Annotated in this window: 16 protein-coding genes and 2 pseudogenes; 7 read left to right on the plus strand and 11 right to left on the minus strand. The window is 71.6% G+C overall.

From position 1 onward, the window contains the following. Positions 1-169: 169 nt before the first annotated feature. The 4 genes from ABZ470_RS25750 to ABZ470_RS25765 form a co-directional block, all read right to left on the minus strand. Entirely contained in the window at positions 170-1,342 is a 1,173-nt protein-coding gene (locus ABZ470_RS25750) for an MFS transporter (RefSeq protein WP_362914360.1), read from the minus strand. A gap of 2 nt (positions 1,343-1,344) precedes the next feature. Then, complete coding sequence (locus ABZ470_RS25755; protein WP_362914362.1) at positions 1,345-2,592, minus strand: ATP-grasp domain-containing protein; 1,248 nt, start codon at positions 2,590-2,592, stop codon at positions 1,345-1,347. Positions 2,593-2,621: 29 nt separating this feature from the next. Further along, on the minus strand, positions 2,622-4,382 hold the full coding sequence (locus ABZ470_RS25760; RefSeq protein ID WP_362914364.1) for a TauD/TfdA family dioxygenase: 1,761 nt from the start codon (positions 4,380-4,382) through the stop codon (positions 2,622-2,624). A 383-nt stretch (positions 4,383-4,765) separates the two neighbouring features. Next, positions 4,766-5,899, minus strand: coding sequence for an NADH:flavin oxidoreductase/NADH oxidase (locus ABZ470_RS25765; RefSeq protein WP_362914366.1), 1,134 nt, complete (start codon positions 5,897-5,899; stop codon positions 4,766-4,768). A gap of 69 nt (positions 5,900-5,968) precedes the next feature. On the opposite strand from ABZ470_RS25765, the gene ABZ470_RS25770 reads away from it, so the two are divergent. Continuing rightward, positions 5,969-6,289, plus strand: a complete 321-nt coding sequence (locus ABZ470_RS25770; protein WP_362776161.1) for a helix-turn-helix transcriptional regulator — start codon at positions 5,969-5,971, stop codon at positions 6,287-6,289. 43 nt (positions 6,290-6,332) lie between these two features. Here ABZ470_RS25770 and ABZ470_RS25775 read toward each other — a convergent pair whose 3' ends face one another. Together ABZ470_RS25775 and ABZ470_RS25780 are read right to left on the minus strand one after the other, a co-directional pair. Continuing rightward, positions 6,333-6,770: a hypothetical protein gene (locus ABZ470_RS25775; protein WP_352011893.1), complete on the minus strand. Its 438-nt coding sequence runs from the start codon at positions 6,768-6,770 to the stop codon at positions 6,333-6,335. Continuing rightward, positions 6,767-9,511: a multicopper oxidase domain-containing protein gene (locus ABZ470_RS25780; protein WP_362914368.1), complete on the minus strand. Its 2,745-nt coding sequence runs from the start codon at positions 9,509-9,511 to the stop codon at positions 6,767-6,769. Before ABZ470_RS25780 ends, ABZ470_RS25775 begins: the two co-directional genes overlap by 4 nt. A gap of 241 nt (positions 9,512-9,752) precedes the next feature. Here ABZ470_RS25780 and ABZ470_RS25785 point away from each other — a divergent pair, with 241 nt between their 5' ends. Then, entirely contained in the window at positions 9,753-10,244 is a 492-nt protein-coding gene (locus ABZ470_RS25785) for a hypothetical protein (RefSeq protein ID WP_352011891.1), read from the plus strand. A 44-nt stretch (positions 10,245-10,288) separates the two neighbouring features. Then, complete coding sequence (locus ABZ470_RS25790; RefSeq protein WP_362914370.1) at positions 10,289-11,728, plus strand: nitronate monooxygenase; 1,440 nt, start codon at positions 10,289-10,291, stop codon at positions 11,726-11,728. 68 nt (positions 11,729-11,796) lie between these two features. On the opposite strand, the gene ABZ470_RS25795 is transcribed toward ABZ470_RS25790, so the two are convergent. From ABZ470_RS25795 to ABZ470_RS25810, 4 genes and pseudogenes are all read right to left on the minus strand, one after another. Continuing rightward, positions 11,797-12,006 carry a hypothetical protein gene (locus ABZ470_RS25795; protein WP_362914372.1) on the minus strand — a complete coding sequence of 70 codons (210 nt, stop codon included), beginning with the start codon at positions 12,004-12,006 and terminating at the stop codon, positions 11,797-11,799. A 122-nt stretch (positions 12,007-12,128) separates the two neighbouring features. Then, positions 12,129-12,296 (minus strand): hypothetical protein, encoded by a 168-nt coding sequence (locus ABZ470_RS25800; RefSeq protein WP_362776168.1) that lies wholly within the window; start codon positions 12,294-12,296, stop codon positions 12,129-12,131. A 259-nt stretch (positions 12,297-12,555) separates the two neighbouring features. After that, positions 12,556-12,777, minus strand: a pseudogene (locus ABZ470_RS25805) (hypothetical protein); the annotation flags it as partial. After that, complete coding sequence (locus ABZ470_RS25810; protein ID WP_362914374.1) at positions 12,774-14,537, minus strand: thiamine pyrophosphate-dependent enzyme; 1,764 nt, start codon at positions 14,535-14,537, stop codon at positions 12,774-12,776. The gene ABZ470_RS25810 and the pseudogene ABZ470_RS25805, both read right to left, overlap by 4 nt. Between ABZ470_RS25810 and ABZ470_RS25815 the strand changes: the two are divergent. From ABZ470_RS25815 to ABZ470_RS25830, 4 genes and pseudogenes are all read left to right on the plus strand, one after another. Beyond that, positions 14,536-14,861, plus strand: a pseudogene (locus tag ABZ470_RS25815) (hypothetical protein); the annotation flags it as partial. The gene ABZ470_RS25810 and the pseudogene ABZ470_RS25815 sit on opposite strands and share 2 nt — an antisense overlap. A gap of 93 nt (positions 14,862-14,954) precedes the next feature. Next, positions 14,955-15,110 (plus strand): hypothetical protein, encoded by a 156-nt coding sequence (locus ABZ470_RS25820; protein WP_362914833.1) that lies wholly within the window; start codon positions 14,955-14,957, stop codon positions 15,108-15,110. A gap of 50 nt (positions 15,111-15,160) precedes the next feature. Continuing rightward, positions 15,161-16,153, plus strand: a complete 993-nt coding sequence (locus ABZ470_RS25825; protein WP_362914376.1) for a DNA topoisomerase IB — start codon at positions 15,161-15,163, stop codon at positions 16,151-16,153. 88 nt (positions 16,154-16,241) lie between these two features. Continuing rightward, entirely contained in the window at positions 16,242-16,901 is a 660-nt protein-coding gene (locus ABZ470_RS25830) for a DUF2071 domain-containing protein (RefSeq protein ID WP_362914378.1), read from the plus strand. Between the two features lie 7 nt (positions 16,902-16,908). On the opposite strand, the gene ABZ470_RS25835 is transcribed toward ABZ470_RS25830, so the two are convergent. Further along, complete coding sequence (locus ABZ470_RS25835) at positions 16,909-18,162, minus strand: PP2C family protein-serine/threonine phosphatase (protein WP_362914380.1); 1,254 nt, start codon at positions 18,160-18,162, stop codon at positions 16,909-16,911. Positions 18,163-18,259: the final 97 nt, after the last annotated feature.

Here is an 18,259-nt window from a genome sequence, read left to right on the forward strand (position 1 = left end):
TCCCTTCAGGGAAAAGCTGTGAGGATCACCGGTTTACGACTGCTTCGCAGCGGTGCAAACGGCCTCGGCCCGACGAGTTCGGAGGCCTGCGGGTCCGCGGGCGCTCCAGGACGCGGACGACGCGCGGCGCGGCTCTCGATGCCCTGGGGGAGGCCTGCGGACAAGGCGTTCATGCCATGACCTCCGTTCTCGTGCGGGTGGCGGCTCGTAGGTGGATCAGCAGCCCGACGACCACGGGGAGGGCCAGGCCACCGGTGATCGTCAACAGGTGCACGGGGTCGACGGACGCGCCGGTGACCGCGAGCAGCCCGCCCGCCAGCGGCATCGACACGCAGTTGAGCAGTGAGATGGCGGCGGCGGTGCTGCCGAACTCGGCGGCCGGGACGGCCCGGGCCCTGACGGTCCTGATGAAGGCACTGAAGGCCGCGTCGGCGGCCATGAACACCATCACGATCGCGACGAAGGCGACGAACTCGTTGGACGCGCCGATCGCCAGGAAGGCCAGGCACTGGATCAGGGCGCTGGCCGCTCCGGCGATCAGAAGGCCGAACCTCCGGATGAACCGGGTGAGCAGGGCCAGCACGAGCAGCGCGACCAGGGCGGCTCCGGTGTACACAAGGGCCAGTCGCCCCTCGTCCACCCCGTAGTGGTGCCGCACCAGGGCCGGTGCGGCCGCCAGCAGCAGGGCCAGCATCAGGTTGATCACCATGGTGATGGCCACCACGTCTCGCAGGAGCGTGTTGGCGATCACCTGGCGTACCCCGGCCATCACCGGCGGCGGCTTCGTGGCCACCACCGCCGCAGGCTTCATGTTCCGGGCCAGCAGCAGGCTCGTCCCGAAGAGCACGGTGAGAACGGCGACCGTCGCGGTCGTCCCCACCAGCAGCAGGACACCGCCGAGGACCGGTGCGATGAGAATGCAGCTCTGCTCGATCGCGCTCAGCATGGTCTGAAGGCGGGGCATCTCCTTGGCCGAGACCAGGGAGAGTCCCGCCTTCTCACCGGCCACGAAGGTCAGCTCGAACCCCGCGCCCGCGACGAGGGCCAGAACGACCAGGGCCACTCCCGCGTTCCCCGGCATGAGGGCGACGGCGGCCACGGCCCCCGCCCCGACCGCCGTGCGCACCACATCGCTCAGGATGTGGATTCGGCGGCTCTCGAACCGGTCGGCGAGGTAGCCGGCGAGGGGCAGCGCGACCAGCCTGGGCGTCCACTCAACGAACAGGGCGACGCCCGACCACATCAGACTGCCCGTCATCCGGTAGATCATGAGTGGCACCACGAACTGGAGCGTCTGATTGGCCAGCCAGCCGACCCCGCGGAGCGCGAGATAGAACAGCATGCCTACTCCACCGTGACGGCTCTGCCAACCGCCTGCCAGATGTCCGTCGCCTCCTGGAAGGAGTCGGCGGTGAATATGACGTGTCCGATTCTGGAGCGGAAATCTCCCGGCTCCGGGATCGGCTCCCCGGCGGCGATCGTGAGCTTCGTCTCCAGCACCTCCGGCAGGGCGAGGAGATCGTCCCATCCGTTCAACCGCCGGTAGGCGTGGTGACCGTCGGCGAGGTAGAAGCGGATTCCGGCGTTCTTCGCCTGTGGCACGCCGATGGCCCCGACGTCCTCAAGCGTCCATCCGAGATGCGCCGCGATCATCGCCTTGGGGAGGCTGACGCCGGTGGCGAGGTGAACCAGATCGACGATCCGGTCTCCGGGGAGGCGGGCCGCGATCTCGATCAGCACCGGCCCGTCGGGGGTCATCCTCAGCTCGCAGTGGAAGGCGCCGACGGTCAGGTGCACCACGTCCACGACGGCACGCACGTACTTCTCTATCTGGGCCGTCACCTCCACGCTCTCATCGGCGGGGGTCAGGTGTCCGATCTCCACGAAGGCGGGTTCCGGTCCCAGCAGTTTCCGGGTGAGCGCGACGACCGTCGTGCGGCCCTCCGCGACGTACCCGTCGGCGCTGAACTCCGGTCCCGCGATGTACTCCTCGACGATGGCCCGGTGCTCCAGCGGCCTGCCCAGGTCGAGGCTCTGGTCGGCGGAGAGCCGATCGAAGGCCGCGCGCAGCTCCGCCCACTCGTTCGCACGGCTGACGTGGATGCTTCCCGAGGAGCCGACCGGCTTGATCACGCAGGGATAGCCCACGTGCTCCGCGGCCTGCTCCAGCTCCGTGAGCGACGTCACCTGGGCGAACCTGGGGGTCCGCAGGCCCGCCTCGGCCGAACGCGCCCGCATGAGCACCTTGTCCCTGACCTCCTCGACCGTCTCCGGCCGCAGTCCGGTCAGCCCCAGAGCCGCGGCCAGTCTGGCGGTCGCCGGCACGTGGAAGTCACAACCGGCCAGGACCGCCGAGAACGGGGCGTCCCTGTGCATGTCGAGCACCGCCTGCTCGAGTGCGGCCTGGTCGTTGGTGTCCACCACGAGTACGGCGTGCGCCAGCGCGCGGATCTCGTCGGGAAGCGTGCGGTCGTCGGCGTCGTAGGACGCGATGACGACCTGCAGGCCGAGGTCACGCGCCGCTGTGACCAGGGCGTTTCCGGAAGAGACCGGTTCCACGACCAGCACCCGGGCGAACGATAGATCACGCATATCTGGAAAGTCTCTCCCCGTGAGGTCCATCAGACGGCGAAGGCGGTTTCGATGACACGGCGGCGGAGCCTGCGGTGCGCCGCGGAGGGCACGAGGTCGCGGACCACGCACACTCGCTGAAGCCATCGATCGAGGCCGTCGTATCTGGCTTGGAACTCGGACCGCCCGTGGACGGTCCGCCTGTTGTCGATGATCAGTAGGTCGCCGGTGTCCAGCCGGGCCCACTGCTTGACCTCGTTCAGCGCGACGTGCAGCCGCTTCAGGGCCGCGTCGGCCTCGGGCGTCAGACCGACCATCAGGTCCGGGTCCACCGTGATGTAGGGGTCGAAGGGGTCTCCGTACAGAACCCGGAGCACCGGACCGTTGCCCTTCTGGCCGTTGGCGCTGCCGAAGGAGTAGTCGATACCGGTCTGGAACATCGGCTCGCTGAGGATCGCCCGTTCGCGCAGGCTCAGTCGCGACACCGCCATGCGCAGGCTCGCGCTGATCGTCTTGGCCGAGCGCTCATGGTCGGGACGCAGGCAGTGCAGCAGCACGTAGTCCGGCATGAAGGGGTGAAAGGCCGCCTCGGTGTGGAAGTCCAGAAGAAACGAGGAACTCTCCGAGGAGAGCTTCTCCGCGTTGTGCCTCGTCGGAGCCACGTTCTGGAAAAGCTGTCCCTGCTTCTCCTGAACATAGGCGATGGGCTCGCCCAGCGCCTGGGCGAATCCGGCCAGCCACAGTTCGCTCATCGGCGTCGGCTTGGGCAACGGTTCGGCCGGTTTCGCCGGCGTGGGCTGGAGATCCGGGTCAACGGGCAGTCCTCTGATGAGCAGGACGCCGCTGTCGGTGCTGTTCCGCCGGAACCTGGCGAGGGCGTGCCGGATCACCCGGGGAAACTCGTGAAAGCGAAGTTCGGCCTCGGCCAGGAACGCTTCCTGGTCCTCCCGCGAATCGGGCAGATATCCGTCGGCCAGGCTCGCCAGCAGGTGGGCGTAGGGACGCGCGTCGACGACGTGCGGCCCTGGCTCCTCCTTGAGGTTCTCCCCCTGCGGAAGGGTGCGGGTGGTGAACCGGTGCTCGTCGACCACGTGCAGCACCTTCTGGTCGATGTGCTGGACGGCCTCACCGCGGTACAGCCACGACAGCAGGGACAGCAGGAGCCGGGCGTTGTCCTCGCGGCCGAGGAACGGCAGCGCGAACATCTCCGCGTTGCCGATCACCGCGATCCGGCCCGCGCCGTACTGCGCCGTTCCGAGCAGGGTGTGGCCGTCGTACTCCACCACCGGAACCAGCTGTACCAGGGAACTCTCCACGCCCTTCGGCCGGTACAGGTGCACGCCGCCGACTCCCGGGGCGGCCGGATGCGTGCTGTTCGCCTCGACCGTGAAGTCGTAGGTGAGGAGGTGCGAGTCAGGCGAATCACCGCGTGTTCCGGGAAGCAGGCCGTTCACGGTGATCCCGAAGGGGTGGTGGCCGGACGTGGCCGACCGGCTTTCGCCGTCACCGAGGATCAGAACCGACCCGCCCTCGCGCACATACGTCTCCAGGAGCCGGCACTCGGCCTCGGTGAACGACGCGCCGTCTCCCCCGGCGGCGGGGATCACCAGAAGGTCCAGCTCTCTCAGGGCCGCCTCGTCCCAGCCGAGCTCCAGAGAGTGGACGGTGTCGCCGAAGCATACGTCGACCAGTTCGGTGACCGGCCCGATGACACCGAGATCGGAAAAATCAGCAGGCCGCCCCGGTCCCGGTTTCCGATGGAAATCGAGCGACCAGACGGAGGCGTGCACAACGTCTACACCTACCAGCATGACCATTCTCCCCCAGTTCGGTTGCAGGCTTGAGAAACCCTAGGAGAGCCTTGTGCAGAGTCCGTATATTTCCTGTATAAGACCCCGCGAGCTGCGTTGACGTTTCGACGCGAGTACCCGAGGACGCGCCGTTCACACAGCGTTTCCCTTCAATCGCCGGCCACGGACCGGAAACGCCGTCACGGTGAGGCAGATGATATAACGGAAAGTCACAGCAAACGGCGCTCCCCTCGTCCCCGGCCTTTTTTCGCCTTCGGGCGGTCTCGCCGTTCCACGGAGATTCCCGGGAAAGAGCGAGGACTTCACAGAAACGCCCAGCCCCGAGCGCCGGTGGGCTTTCGCACACCGGGGCCGGTGGCCGGTGCGCGCACGCGCCGGCCCGGTCAGACGGCGTAGCCGTACTGCTCGGGCCAGGAAAGGGACGAGGAGGGCTCCAGTTCACGGGCGGCCCGGTGGGGCCAGTGGGGGTCGCGGAGCAGTTCGCGGCCGAGCAGTACGGCGTCGGCCCGGCCGGAGGTGAGGATCTCCTCCGCCTGACGCGGTTCGGTGATCAGGCCGACGGCGGCCACCGGCATGCCGGTCTCGGCGCGGACCCGGGCCGCGAACGGCACCTGGTAGCCGGGGCCGGTGAGGACCCTCGCGTGGGGCGCGTTCCCGCCGCTGGAGACGTCGAGCAGGTCGACGCCGCGGGAGAGCAGTTCCCCGGCCAGGAGCACGGTCTCCTCGACGGTCCACCCCTCGCGTTCGTCCTCGGGGTTCTCGGTGAGCCAGTCGGTGGCCGAGACGCGGAAGAACACGGGGAGTTCCTCCGGCCAGACGGCGCGCACGGCCTCGACGACCTCAAGCGCGAGACGGATGCGGTTGCCGAACGAGCCGCCGTAGGCGTCGGTACGGCGGTTGCTGTGCGGGGAGAGGAACTCCCCGATCAGATAGCCGTGCGCGCCGTGCACCTCGACGACCTGGAAACCCGCCCGCAGGGCACGCCGGGCCGCCTGGGCGAAGTCGTCGACGACGCGCCGGATCTCCTCCACGGTCAGCTCCCTCGGCACGGGATGGTTCTCGGCGAACGGGATCGGACTCGGCGCGACCGGCTGCCAGCCACCGTCGGCGATGCCGACCGGTCCGCCTCCGCGCCACGGCCGGTCCGTCGACGCCTTGCGCCCGGCGTGCGCGAGCTGGATGCCGGGTACGGTGCCGTGCTCCTGGAGGAACCGGGTGACCCGGGTGAACGCCCGCTCCTGGCGTTCGTTCCACAGCCCCAGGTCCGCGGGGGTGATCCGGCCCTCCGGGGAGACGGCCGTGGCCTCGGTGAGGATCAGCCCGGCGCCGCCCACCGCGCGGGCCGCCAGGTGGGACAGGTGCCAGTCGTGCGGCACTCCCGCCTCGGGGCCGTCCGTGGCGGCCGAGTACTGGCACATCGGCGCCATCCAGACGCGGTTGGGAATCGTCAGCGAGCGCAGGGTGATGGGGTCGAACAGCATGGGGACTCCCGGTTCGGCGTTTTGTACGACGTTCATCGTAGTACGAGATTCATCGTAGTACGACAAGTGACGTAATATCGAGGGGAACGCGGAGGGGAGACACACATGAGAGTCCTGGAGCACCCGGACGTCGAGGAGATCCGGCTGGAGGCGGTGCTGCACGCGCTCTCCGACCCCATGCGGCTGGAGGTGGTGCGTTTCCTCGCCACGACGGAGAACGGAGCCGCCTGTTCGGAGATAGACCTCGCCGTCAGCAAGTCCACCGGGACGCACCACTACCGCGTCCTGCGCGAGGCCGGGGTCATCAACCAGGTCTACCAGGGCACCTCGAAGATCAACTCTCTGCGCAGGGCCGACCTCGACGAGCTCTTCCCCGGCCTGCTCGACAGCGTCGTCTCCGCGGCCACCAGACGACCGCGGAGATGACCGTCCCCGCCCTGCCGGGAAGGACGGACCCGGGGAGACGGGCTCAGGTGGCGGGCAGGGCGGTGGCCAGCAGCACCACGCCGACCGAGCCGACCAGCGCCGTCACCGCCATGCTTCGCGCGAAGGAGGGGCGTCCGGCGCGCACGGCCCATCCGTGCAGGGCCGCCGCGACCATGACCGCGCAGAACAACGCCAGCTTCGCGGCCAGGATCCGCCCGTAGCCGGGCTCGGCCAGCGAGGCCCAGGTGACGCCCTTGTGCCAGGCGATGGCGACGCCCGTACCGAGTTGCACCGGCAGGAACACCGCGCCGGTGAACATCCCGAAGCGGCGGCCGACCGCGGTCAGCACCCGGCCACGCCGTTCCGCGTCCAGCAGCCGCCGGGCCAGGGGCAGCAGCACCAGGGAGACCGTCAGCTGCCCGCCCACCCACAGTGCCGCCGACAGCACGTGTGCGAAGCGCACCACCGTCCACCACGTCATGACGCGCTCACCCGGAACAGCCCGTGCGCTCCGGCCTCGGCGTTACGCATCAGGTGGTCCACCACCGGATAGGTACCCGGCTCGGGGAAGACCAGTTCGGCGAAGCCTCCCTGCGCCGGGGCCAGGTCCAGCACCTGCGCGCCGCCCGGGTCCCCGGCGCGCAGCCGGTAGGACCCCTCCTCGTAGAGGGTGTCGAACGGCGCCCCGACCACGTGCAACGCCGTCCCCGAGTTCGGCCCGGCCGCCACCGCCCAGATCCGCACCCGCTCACCGGCCTTGGCCTCCAGCGGGGCGTGGTCGTAACCGGCGGCGGTCCCGTTGAACATCCATCCGTCGGGACGGCCCTCGCGCAGCTTGACGACCTGGGCCTCGCCGCCCGGCTCCCCCAGGTACAGCTCCCCTGAGACCAGTAGATACTCACGGTCCACACGTGCCAGGTCCGGCGGATCGATGATCACGGCTCCGTACATGCCGTTCGCGATGTGCTGGCTCATGGGCATGGTCGAGCAGTGGTACAGCCACGCTCCCGCGAAGTCGGCGCGGAACCGGTAGGTCAGCCGCTCACCCGGCTGGATCGTGCGCATGGGCCCGTCGGGAGCGGTCGCACCGGCGTGGAAGTCGATGCCGTGCCCCATGGACCCGCCGTTGACGAACGTCACCGTGAACACGTCGCCGACCCTGCCCCGCAGAACCGGCCCGGGAACCGTCCCGTCGAACGTCCACACCCGCTGCCGCACCCCCGGCGCGACCTCCCGCACGACCCTGTCGTCCACCCGGATCTCCACGGCGTGCTCGCCACCGCCCGGCGCGGGCCCGAGCGCCGCGTCGTACGGCCTCCAGCCCGGTGACATCGGCGCGGCGAGGTCGAGGAGGGGTGTGCCGTCCCCCATGCCGTTCCCCGCCCCGCCGTGTTCGCCGTGCGCTCCAGGCCCGGCCGTCCCCGTGGCCTGCCCGGCCTCCGGGGAGACGACGGGGACGGAGGAGGGGATGATCCGCATCGTCATTCCCGCGGCCCGGTGCCCGGCCACGGTGCACCAGCCGTCGACCGCCTCGCCGAGCGGCTTCAGCGTCAGCGTGGCCTTCTGCCCCGCCGCCAGCGTCGGGGTGCGCTCACCGGTCGCCAGCCGCAGGTCGTGGCGCTGGGCGTCGGCGTTGGTGACGCGGAGCGTCAGCACGGTGCCCGGAGCGGCCTCGATCACCGCGGGCCGGACGCGCATCCCCGACAGCGTCACCTCGACCGTTCTGGCGCCCGTGGCGACGACCGTCGTCGCGGGACCGGACCCGCCGTCGACGGCCACCACGACCGCGGCGGCCGTCAGCAGACATCCGGCGGCCACCCCGGCCAGGGCGGGAACGCCGCGCCTTTTTCCTGTGCCGGGCGGGGTGGCCGCGGTGGCCGCCCGCAGCAGGGTGAGCGCGGCGAGCACGACGAACGCCGAGCCCGAGGCAAGCACCAGTGCCCAGCCCAGTACGGCGAGCGGACGCGGCACGGAAAGCGCGAGCAGCGGCGTGCCCAGGTTGAACGCGGCCAGCCGTACCACCCAGCCGCGTTCCAGCAGCGCCGCGTTCTCCTTGAACCGGGCCGGGCCGCCGCCCAGCACCGCGGGCAGCAGGTGCAGCAGCGAACCGAGCAGCACCTGGGCGACGAACCCGGCCAGCACCAGGGGCAGCAGCGGCTCAAGCGCCCCGGCCACCTCGCCGGTCGGCCGCGTGACGACGATCACCACGTCGATCACGAGGGCGATCTCGAACCAGACGACGGCGGCCCCCATCGTCCAGGCCGCGCCGGTGTGCGGACGGCGGGAACGCACCGCCTCCGCGAGCGGCACCAGCGCCGCCGCCGTCCCCGCCGCGTAGGCCGCCAGCCCGGCCGCCGCCACCCAGCGAAGGTCCGCCAGCAGGCCGCCGGTCAGCAGCGTCAGGCCGGGCACGGCCAGCCTCAGCCCGGCGGAGGAGGCCCCGCGGGTCCGCTCGGACAGGCGGGTGCGCAGCACCGTCGGCCAGAGCGTGAACAACGTGCCGAGCACGGTCAGGCCGACCCAGCCGAGCAGGTTCACCTGGGCGTGCGCCGCGTGCATCCTCTCGTGCGGGACACCGGAACCGGCCTGCGCGGCCAGCAGCCCGCCGAGGACTCCTCCGGCCGCCAGGGCCCCGGCCGCGCACACGTACCAGGCGACGACATGGCCGAACCGGCCGGGCAGCGCGCCGCGTGCCAGCCGTACCAGCGTGGCCGCGTGCCAGAGCACGACCACCACGATCACGGCCGCCCCGCCCACGGCCACCGCGACCGGTCCGGCCGAGACGCCGTACAGCACGGCCACCGTGGCGGCGTTGAGCAGCCCGAGCCGGGTCAGGCCGAGACGCGGGTCCGGTGTGCGGGCGCGCAGCAGCACCACGGTGAAGTGCTCGCTCCAGATCAGGATGGCCGTGGTGACCGCGCCGAGCAGGAGGACGTGGACCAGCAGCCAGCGCGGCGCGGGCAGCGCCTCCCCCGTCAGCGCGGCCGTGACCGTCAGTCCCAGCCACGCCACCACGAGCGCGTTGGCCCGCAGGTGCCACGGTCCGCGGCGGCGTACGGGCTCGCCCGGCCCTGACGGCGGTCTCTTCTCGATGCGAACCTCGACCGGTGTCACCCTCGTCGCCCTTCCCTCGGCGGCCGGCGCACCGGCGTGACGGCGCGTCCGGACGCGGGCGCGGGCGCGGGGGTCCGAGGACTCCGCCCTCGCCGGTTCCGCGGGCATGGCCGTTCTCCTCCGCCGGATGTCACGGGGCGCTGAATTCACCTCACGGTAAATCCTCAGGACGGTGGCGGACATGGGCTCAAGGACCATCACCCGTGGGACCAAAGTCCTTCCGGCCGCTCCTTTACCGGGATTTGGGACTTTCGGCCCGCCGAGCAGGGGCCTGCGCCCCTTCATCGCGCCCCGCCCGCCGCCGAAAACTCCTGACAGAGCCCCTGCCGTCACGACGAAGGAGACCCCCATGAACGACCCGCGCCGGTTGGCGGCGACGCTGGTTGGCGCCGTCGGCGTCACCACCCTGACGGCCGGGGCCGTGATGACGGCCCGCGGCCTGCGGGGCAGGGACGAGATCCGCGACGAGCTCTCCCGGCAGCGGATCACCTTCCCGGAGAAGGGACTGCCTCCGGAGCTCACCGCGTACGCCGGGCACCCGGTGGAGAACGGCGTCCAGGCCCGCGCGTTCGCCGACATGATCGGCGGCAACGTGCGCCACGCCACACGGGGCCGCACCTACTCCGAGGTCACCGCGGAGCTGCACGCCGCCGGCGGCCAGGACGACTCCCTCGCCGCGCTGCGCCAGACCGCGTTCATGGGCGAGACACTGCGCGCCTCGCTGATGACGGCCTACCAGGCCTGGCAGATCACCTCCCTGACCGTCGGCCTGGGCGCGGTCCTGATGGGCGCGGGCGCCGCCTTCGTCACGGTGGGCGCCGTGATGTCCTCCGGCGGATGACCGCCACGCCCCGTTCCAGACACCGACGACCGGGAGGTCCCGTCTTGCCGCTCGACACCGCGTTTCCCACGATCATCCAGGGCGGTATGGGGGTCGGCGTGTCCGGATGGCGGCTGGCGCGGGCCGTCTCCACCACCGGGCAGCTCGGTGTCGTGTCCGGCGTCGCCCTGGACGTCGTGCTGGCCCGCCGGTTGCAACAGGGCGATCCGGGCGGTGACCTGCGCCGCGCCCTGGACGCCTTCCCCTTCCCCGAGGTCGCGGAACGGATCTGGAGGCGCTACCACGTGCCCGGCGGCATCCTGCCCGGCGAGCCGTACCGGCCGGTGCCCAGGCTCGGGCTGCGCCCGCACTCCGGCCGGACCGAACTGACCGTGGCCGCCAACTTCGCCGAGGTGTTCCTGGCCCGCGAAGGTCACGACGGCCCGGTCGGCGTCAACTACCTGGAGAAGATCCAGCTGGCCACGCCCGCGGCGGTCTACGGCGCCATGCTCGCCGGTGTCGACTACGTGCTCATGGGCGCGGGCATCCCCTCGGAGATCCCCGGCCTGCTCGACGCCCTCGCCGCCCACCGGCCCGCCGAGATCTCGGTCACCGTCGCCGGGGCCGAGTCCGGGCGGCGGCACACCGTCGGCGTCGACCCCGCCGCCCTGTACGGCCCCCTCCGGCCGCTCCCGCTCAAACGCCCCCGCCTCCTGGCCGTCGTCTCCTCCGACGTGCTGGCCGTCTATCTGGCCAGGAGGCCCGAGACACGGCCCGACGGGTTCGTGGTCGAGGGTCCCGTCGCCGGTGGCCACAGCGCCCCGCCCCGGGGCAGGCTCCGTCTCGACGAGGAGGGCGAACCTCTCTACGGCCCCCGCGACCGGGTGGACACCGGAAGGATCGCCGCACTCGGGCTGCCGTTCTGGCTGGCCGGTGGCCAGGCAGGGCGGCGAGGGCTGGCGCGGGCGCTGCGGGCGGGCGCCACCGGCGTCCAGGTGGGTACGGCCTTCGCCCTGTGCAGGGAGTCCGGCCTTGAGGAGACGCTCCGGCGCCGTCTGCTGGACGCCGCCTCCGGCGGCACCCTGCCGGTCCGCAACGACCCCAGCGCCTCACCGGCCGGGTTCCCCTTCAAGGTCGCCTCCCTGCCCGGCACCGTGGCCGACCCCGACGTCTACGCCGCCCGGCCGCGTCTGTGCGACATGGGGCACCTGCGCGCGCCGTACCTCAAGGCCGACGGTGAGGTCGGTTACCGCTGCCCGGCGGAGCCGGTCGAGACCTACGTCCGCAAGAACCGGCCGGAGAGCGACACGGCGGGCCGCAGGTGCCTGTGCAACGGGCTCGTCAGCGCGATCGGGCTCGGGCAGCGCCGCCTCGACGGCTACGCCGAGCCCGCCCTGCTCACCCTGGGCCAGGACCTCGGGTTCCTGCGTGACCTGCCCGGCGACTACACGGCCGCGGACGTCGTCGCCCACCTTCTTCACGAGTCCGAGGGCGGCCTGGGCTGACATCCCGGACATCCCGGACGCCGGGGTGATCGGGGCGGGTGAGGGTCGCCTCACCCGCCCCGGCACGATCAGGTCATCTGGACGCAGGCGTTGTAGGTGGCGCTCGCCCGCTCGGCGGCGGCGAGCTCGCCCATGCCGGTGGAGCGCCAGAGCTGGTAGGCGTAGTTGGCCGCCTGCACGCAGTCGGTGCCGGCGCCGGCCGGTGTGGCGGAGATCGCGAGCGTGGCCGTGGTGGACACGGTGACCAGGGCCGCCGCGATCAGGGGGCGGATACGCATGGTGCGGGTTCCTTTCCGGGGTGGGGGTCACAGGCGGCACGGCGCTCCGGCGGACCCGGGCGAGGGGCCCGCGCCCCGGCTGAGCCGTGCCTGACCTGTGTGTGAGGAACTGACCGGCCGGGCTACTTGGGGTCGACGCCGGGCGCGTGGCAGGCGGGGCCGTTCGGGCCGGTGGTGCAGGGCTGCGGAGGCTGGGCCTGCGCCTGGGCCGGGAGGGACAGCGCCCCCACGAAGGCCACGGCCGACAGCGTGACGGCGACGACGGTGAACGCGGGACGAAGACGGGTCACGTGGACTCCTGTGCTGGATACGCGAAGAACGCGGCGTGCGGATTCTGTGGCTGCGGTCACCGGACGCCCCGATGATCTCCGGTGCCGCACTGCTGATTCTCGGCCGGTGATCGCGCTCCCGGTTCCTCCCGCCGGATGATCTCCCGTCTACCCTCCTGGGCGGAGGTCCTACGGCCGTCGTCTGACACGGCCGCGCCGCGCGTGTGCCGATCAACCGAATTCGAAGCGGGGTGACCGCCGCCGTGCGCGGCCGGTGGACGGCCACCGCGGCGACGGCGGCCTCGACGGTCCTGGGCACCACGACGCCGATGGGGACCTGCCGGTGGTTCGAGGCGTCCGTCGAGTAGGCGCCGCGGGATCCGGCGTCGAAGCGGACCTCGCCGTCCACCTCCGCCGACAGGTCGCGTTCGAGTGCCGCGACGTCGACGGCGAGGGCCGGAACGCGTGTCACAGGGCCGGGCAGGACCACCTGGGCGGTCATGACCTGAGCTCACTGATCTTGTCGCGGGCGACGGTGGCGAGGGTGGCCACCTTGTGCGGCTGACCGCGCAGGAAGGCCTCGGTGAAGTGCTTGGCCTGCTCGTAGCTCACCTTCCCCGGCATCGGCGGCTCGTTCGGGTTGACGTCCACGTCCACCAGGGCGGGGCCGGGGTGGGCGAGCGCCTCGCGCACGGCGCCGGCCACCTCACCGGGGGCGGTGACCTTCGCGCCGTAGGCGCCGCAGCCCCGGGCCCAGGAGGAGAAGTCCGCCTCGGGCTGCCGGTGCCGTACCGCGTACTCCGGGTAGCCCAGGACGATCTGCTCCCAGAGGATCTGCCCGTAGGCGTTGTTGTTGTTGACGACCACCTTGATCGGCAGCTCGTGCCGTACGGCGGTGAGGAACTCGGCCATCAGCATCGCGAACCCGCCGTCCCCGACGAAGGCGATCACCTGCCGCCCGGGGAAGGCGTGCTGCATGGCGATCGCGTACGGCAGGCCGGGCGCCATCGTGGCCAGGTTGCCCGACAGGTAGAAGCGCCGGTCGCCGCGGATCGTCCAGTGCCTGGCCGCCCAGGTGGCGATCGTGCCGGAGTCGCAGGTGAGGATCGCGTCCTCGTCCGCCAGTTCGTCGAGGCATCCCATGAGGTACTGCGGGGCGATCGGGTCCCGGCTCGCGTCGCACAACGCGGCCATCCTCGCCCGCCAGGAGTCCATCTCACCGCGGTACCTGGCGAGGAACGAGCCGTCCGTCCCGGTCAGCAGCGGCAGCAGCGCCCGCAGCGCCAGTTTGGCGTCGGCGGCGACCGGCGCCTCGACGGGCAGCCGCAGCCCGATCAGCGCGGGGTCGACGTCGATCTGCGCCACCCGCGCCTTGCCGGGTTCGGGGAGGTACTTGCCGTAGGGGAAGGACGTGCCGACCATGAGCAGCGTGTCGCACTCCTCCATGGCCTCCTCGCTGGGTTTCGTCCCCAGCAGCCCGATACCCCCGGTGGTCACCGGGTGGTCGTCGGGGACCACCGCCTTGCCCGGGAGGGTCTTCACCACCGGCGCACCGAGCCTCTCGGCGACCGCGATCACCTCGTCGCGGGCGTGCAGGGCCCCGGCGCCCACCAGGATCACCGGTTTGCTCGCGGCGTTGAGCACCTGTGCCGCCGCGCGCAGCGCCTCCTCCTCGGGGGGCGGCGGCGGGCGGTCGAGTGTGGGCAGGCTCGACGGCGGCGCGCCCGGCGCGGGGTGCCGGTAGGGGTCCTGCTCGACCGGCGCGATCTGGATGTCGTTGGGGAACGTCAGGTGCGACACGGTCCGCCCGGCCAGTGCCTCGCGGATCGCCAGGTCGACCACGCCCGGCATCTGCTGCGGGTTGGTGACCATCAGGTTGTATCCGGCGACGTCCTGGTACAGCCGGTCCAGGTGCACCTCCTGCTGGTAGTGGCTGCCCAGCAGGGAGGTCTCCTGCATTCCGGTGATCGCCAGCACCGGCACGTGGTCCAGCTTGGCGTCGTAGAGGCCGTTGAGCAGGTGGATGCCTCCCGGCCCCGACGTGGCCACGCAGACCCCCAGTCTGCCGGTCGCCTTGGCGTATCCGGTGGCCATGAAGGCCGCCGCCTCCTCGTGGTGCACCAGGAGGAACCTCAGCTTGTCCTGGTGGCGCCGGAAGCCTTCCATCAGGCCGTTGATGCCGTCCCCGGGAAGTCCGAAGACGGTGTCGACGCCCCAGTCGATGAGCCGTTCGGCGAGGCTCTCTCCCACGATCTCGCGCATGGCGTCCCCCGATCCACAGGTCAGGGCCCGCCCTACCCCCACCCCGGCACACCAAACGACAAAGCATGACAACTCGGACATAGGGTTGCGCGCGCCCACCGGGAACAACGGCGGGCGTCCGGACTCCCCCACCGGCCGGATCCACGGTCGGGCCGGAACCGGCGGAGAGGAGGACGCCGTGACCACGGTCGAGGAGATCACCGCGGCCGTCTACACCGTGCCCACCGACGCCGAACTGGCCGGGCAGCTCGGCGGCTGGGTCCACCGGGACGGCATCCCCAGGACGAAGCTCAAGATAGGGCGGGGCAGGGACGTCCGTCCGGTACGGCGGGCACGTGAGGCGATCGGCGCGGAGGCGGAGCTGTACGTCGACGCCAACGGCGCCTACAGGCCGACGCCACCCGCTGCGGCGGTCTCCTGCGGTGGCGGTGCGCCGCGGCGGTCGCCGCCGCCTGGAACCTGCAGGTCTCCGGCCACTGCGCGCCACAGCTGCACCTGCACGTCGCGCTGTCCACGCCGAACACGCGCCATCTGGAGTGGTTCCACGACCACGTGCAAAGCGGGCCGGCGTGACACGGCGGGCCTCGCCGAATGAGAGCCGCTCCCGGGGTAGTGGGAACGGCATGCACGAACTGCGCCACAGCGACCCGGCCGAACCCGGCATCACCCGCAGACGCCGCGGGCGCTCCTTCTCCTACGCCTACGCCGACGGGCGCCCGGTCAGGGACCGTGGGACGCTCGCCAGGATCAGGGCGCTCGCGCTGCCACCCGCCTGGCGGGAGGTGTGGATCTGCCGCGACGCGGAAGGCCACATCCAGGCCGTGGGCACCGACGCGGCCGGGCGGCGGCAGTACCGCTACCACGACGTCTGGCGTGAGGAGCAGGACCGGCTCAAGTTCGCCCGGGTCGCCGAACTGGCGGAGAGGCTGCCGGACTTCCGCAAGAAGGTGCAGGCCGACCTCGACCAGCCGGGCCTGACGCGCGAGCGGGTGCTGGCCGCCGCGGCCCGCATGCTCGACATCGGGCTGTTCCGGGTGGGCGGCGAGGCGTACGAGTCCTTCGGGCTGGCGACGATGCGGATGGAGCACGTGACCTGCTCACGCGGACGGGTCTCCTTCCGCTACCCGGCGAAGGGCAACAGGCTGCGCGAGGTCGAACTGGACGATCCTGACGTGTGCGAGGTCGTCACCGCGTTGCGCGGAACCGGCGCCAGGGGTGAGCTGCTGCGCTACGAGGACGACGGCTCCTGGGTCGACGTCCGCAGCGACGACATCAACGCCTACCTGCGTGAACGCATGGAGACCGAGGTCAGCGCCAAGGACTTCCGTACCTGGCACGCCACGGTGTACGCCGCCGTCGGCCTGGCGGTCTCGCGGCGGGTCCGCAGCCGGGCCGGGCGCCGCAGGGCCGTCGCCCGTGTCATGCGGGAGGTCGCCGGGCACCTGGGCAACACCCCCGCGGTCGCCCGCGCCTCCTATGTCGACCCCCGCGTCGTCACCGCCTACGAACGGGGCAGGACCATCCACCGGGCGCTGACCGGCCTCGGCGAGGCCGACGGCCCGGCCACGCACGGCGCGGCGGAACGCGCGGTCATCGACCTTCTCAAACGCCCCTGAACCGGCCGCTCCTGGGTAGCGATACAGGATGCGGACGACACAGCCTCCACGGATCACCCGGCCGGTGATGTACCACGGGTGGTCCCAGATGACCTTCATCCACTGGCGCTACTCCCCCGCCCAGATCCAGGCGCTGCTTCCCGGCTGGCTCACGGCCGAGGAGTTCGACGGTTCGGCGTGGGTCGGCCTGACGCCCTTCCTCATGGAGGACGTACGGGTGCCCGGAACACCGGCCCTGCCATGGCTGTCGCGGTTCCCGGAGACGAACGTGCGCACCTACGTGCGGGACGCGCTGGGGCGCCGTGGCCTGTGGTTCCTGTCGCTGGACGCCGGGCGGCTCCTTCCCGCCCTGGGCGGCAGGGCCGGTTACGGGCTGCCCTACCACTGGTCCGACATGTCCGTGCGCGTCGAGGGGGAACGGCGGGCCTACCGCTGCCGGCGCCGGCTGATCGGCCCCGCGGGCGCCCGGTGCGACGCCGACGTGGAACTCGGCGCCCCGCTGCTCGACACCGAGCGGGACGAACTCACCGACTTCCTCACCGAGCGCTACCGGCTCTTCACCGTCGTCGGAGGCAGGTCGGCCCACGCCGAGGTCGAGCACCGGCCGTGGCCGTTGCGCCGCGCCCGCCTGGTCCGTCTCGACCAGGACCTCCTGCGGGCCGGGGGCCTTCCCTCCCCCGAGGGTGATCCGCTCCTGCACGCCTCCTCGGGGGTGCGGGTCCGGGTGGGGATGTGGAACCTGTCCTGACGGCCGCTCACGCGCGCTCACCGGTCAGCGCGGAACGCAGGCCCTCCGGCCCGTCGTACCGGCGGCCCTCCGTGCCGTGCCACTCGACGAGCAGAACGGTGGCGTCGTCCTGCAGACGGCCGCCGTGGTAGTCCAGCACGGCGTGGGTCAGGCGGCGCAGCGTCTCGGGCACCGGCAGGCCCGCGGCGTCGTGACGGACGACGAAGTCGACGAACCGTTGCAGCCCGAACTCCTGGGCGGTACGGCCCCTGGCCTCGGTGATGCCGTCGGTGTACAGCAGCACCCGGTCCCCGGGTTCCAGCTGTTCCCGGCACGAGGTGACCGGCAGGTTCAGGTTCAGCCCCATGGGGTGGGCCGGGACGCACCGCAGGGTGGTGACCCAGCGACCGTGGCGGATCACCACCGGCGGGTGGTGGCCGCGGTTGACCCAGCCGAACAGGCCGGTGGTCATGTCCAGGTCGGCCATGATCGCGGTGACGAACCGGGTGGTCCTGCCGAACTCGCCGATCAGCACACGTTCGATCGCCTCGCTGTTGTCCGCCAGTCCCATGCCCTGACGGCGGTGGTTCCGGCAGGCGGCCATCGCGAGGTTGGCGGTCAGCCCCGCCGAGGTGTCGTGTCCCATGGCGTCGAAGACGGCCAGATGCAGGGTCTCACCGGCGATGGCGTAGTCGAAGGTGTCCCCGCCGACCTCGTAGGCCGGTTCCATGACCGCGCTGACCGTGACCCGGCGGTTGGCGAAGGTGAGCGGCGGCATCAGGTTCCACTGCATCTCCGCGGCCACGTTCATCGGCCGGGTGCGCACCAACCGGGCGTAGGAGTCGCTGTGCTCGCGGTAACTGACCAGCAGCAACGCCACCATCGAGGCCAGATGCCGCATGGCGTCCTGATCCGCCTGGTCGTCCTCCGCCGGCCGGACGCGCAGCACGCCCAGCCGTCCCGTGCCGTCCAGCACCGGCACCCACCAGTGGTCCGCCCGCCCGTCGGCGCCGGCCTTGGCCAGCGGGCGCACCTCCTGGAAGGCGCGCCCGGCCAGGGTGGCGTCGATGCGCAGTTCCTCCGGTTCCCCACCGGCCTCCTCCGGCCCGGCCAGGGGCCGCAGCACCGTCTGCTGGAGGTCGGCCAGGTAGATCGCCACCTCCCGAAGTCCCGCGCGGGCGGCGTACTCGCCGACCAGGAACGGCAGGCGCTCCAGTTCCGCCAGATGACTGGCCTCCAGCAGGCCGGTCAGCATCCCCGTGACATCGCGTGAGGAGGACATCGGCCACCCCCTGTCCGCATCGTGGCCGGCCGCGTCAGCCTGTGGCGCCTCCCCACCCCGAGCGACTTGTCGTTAATCATCACTAAAGACGGGATTC

It is taken from the genome of Streptosporangium sp. NPDC020072 (genome assembly GCF_040631445.1).
Lineage (GTDB): Bacteria > Actinomycetota > Actinomycetes > Streptosporangiales > Streptosporangiaceae > Streptosporangium.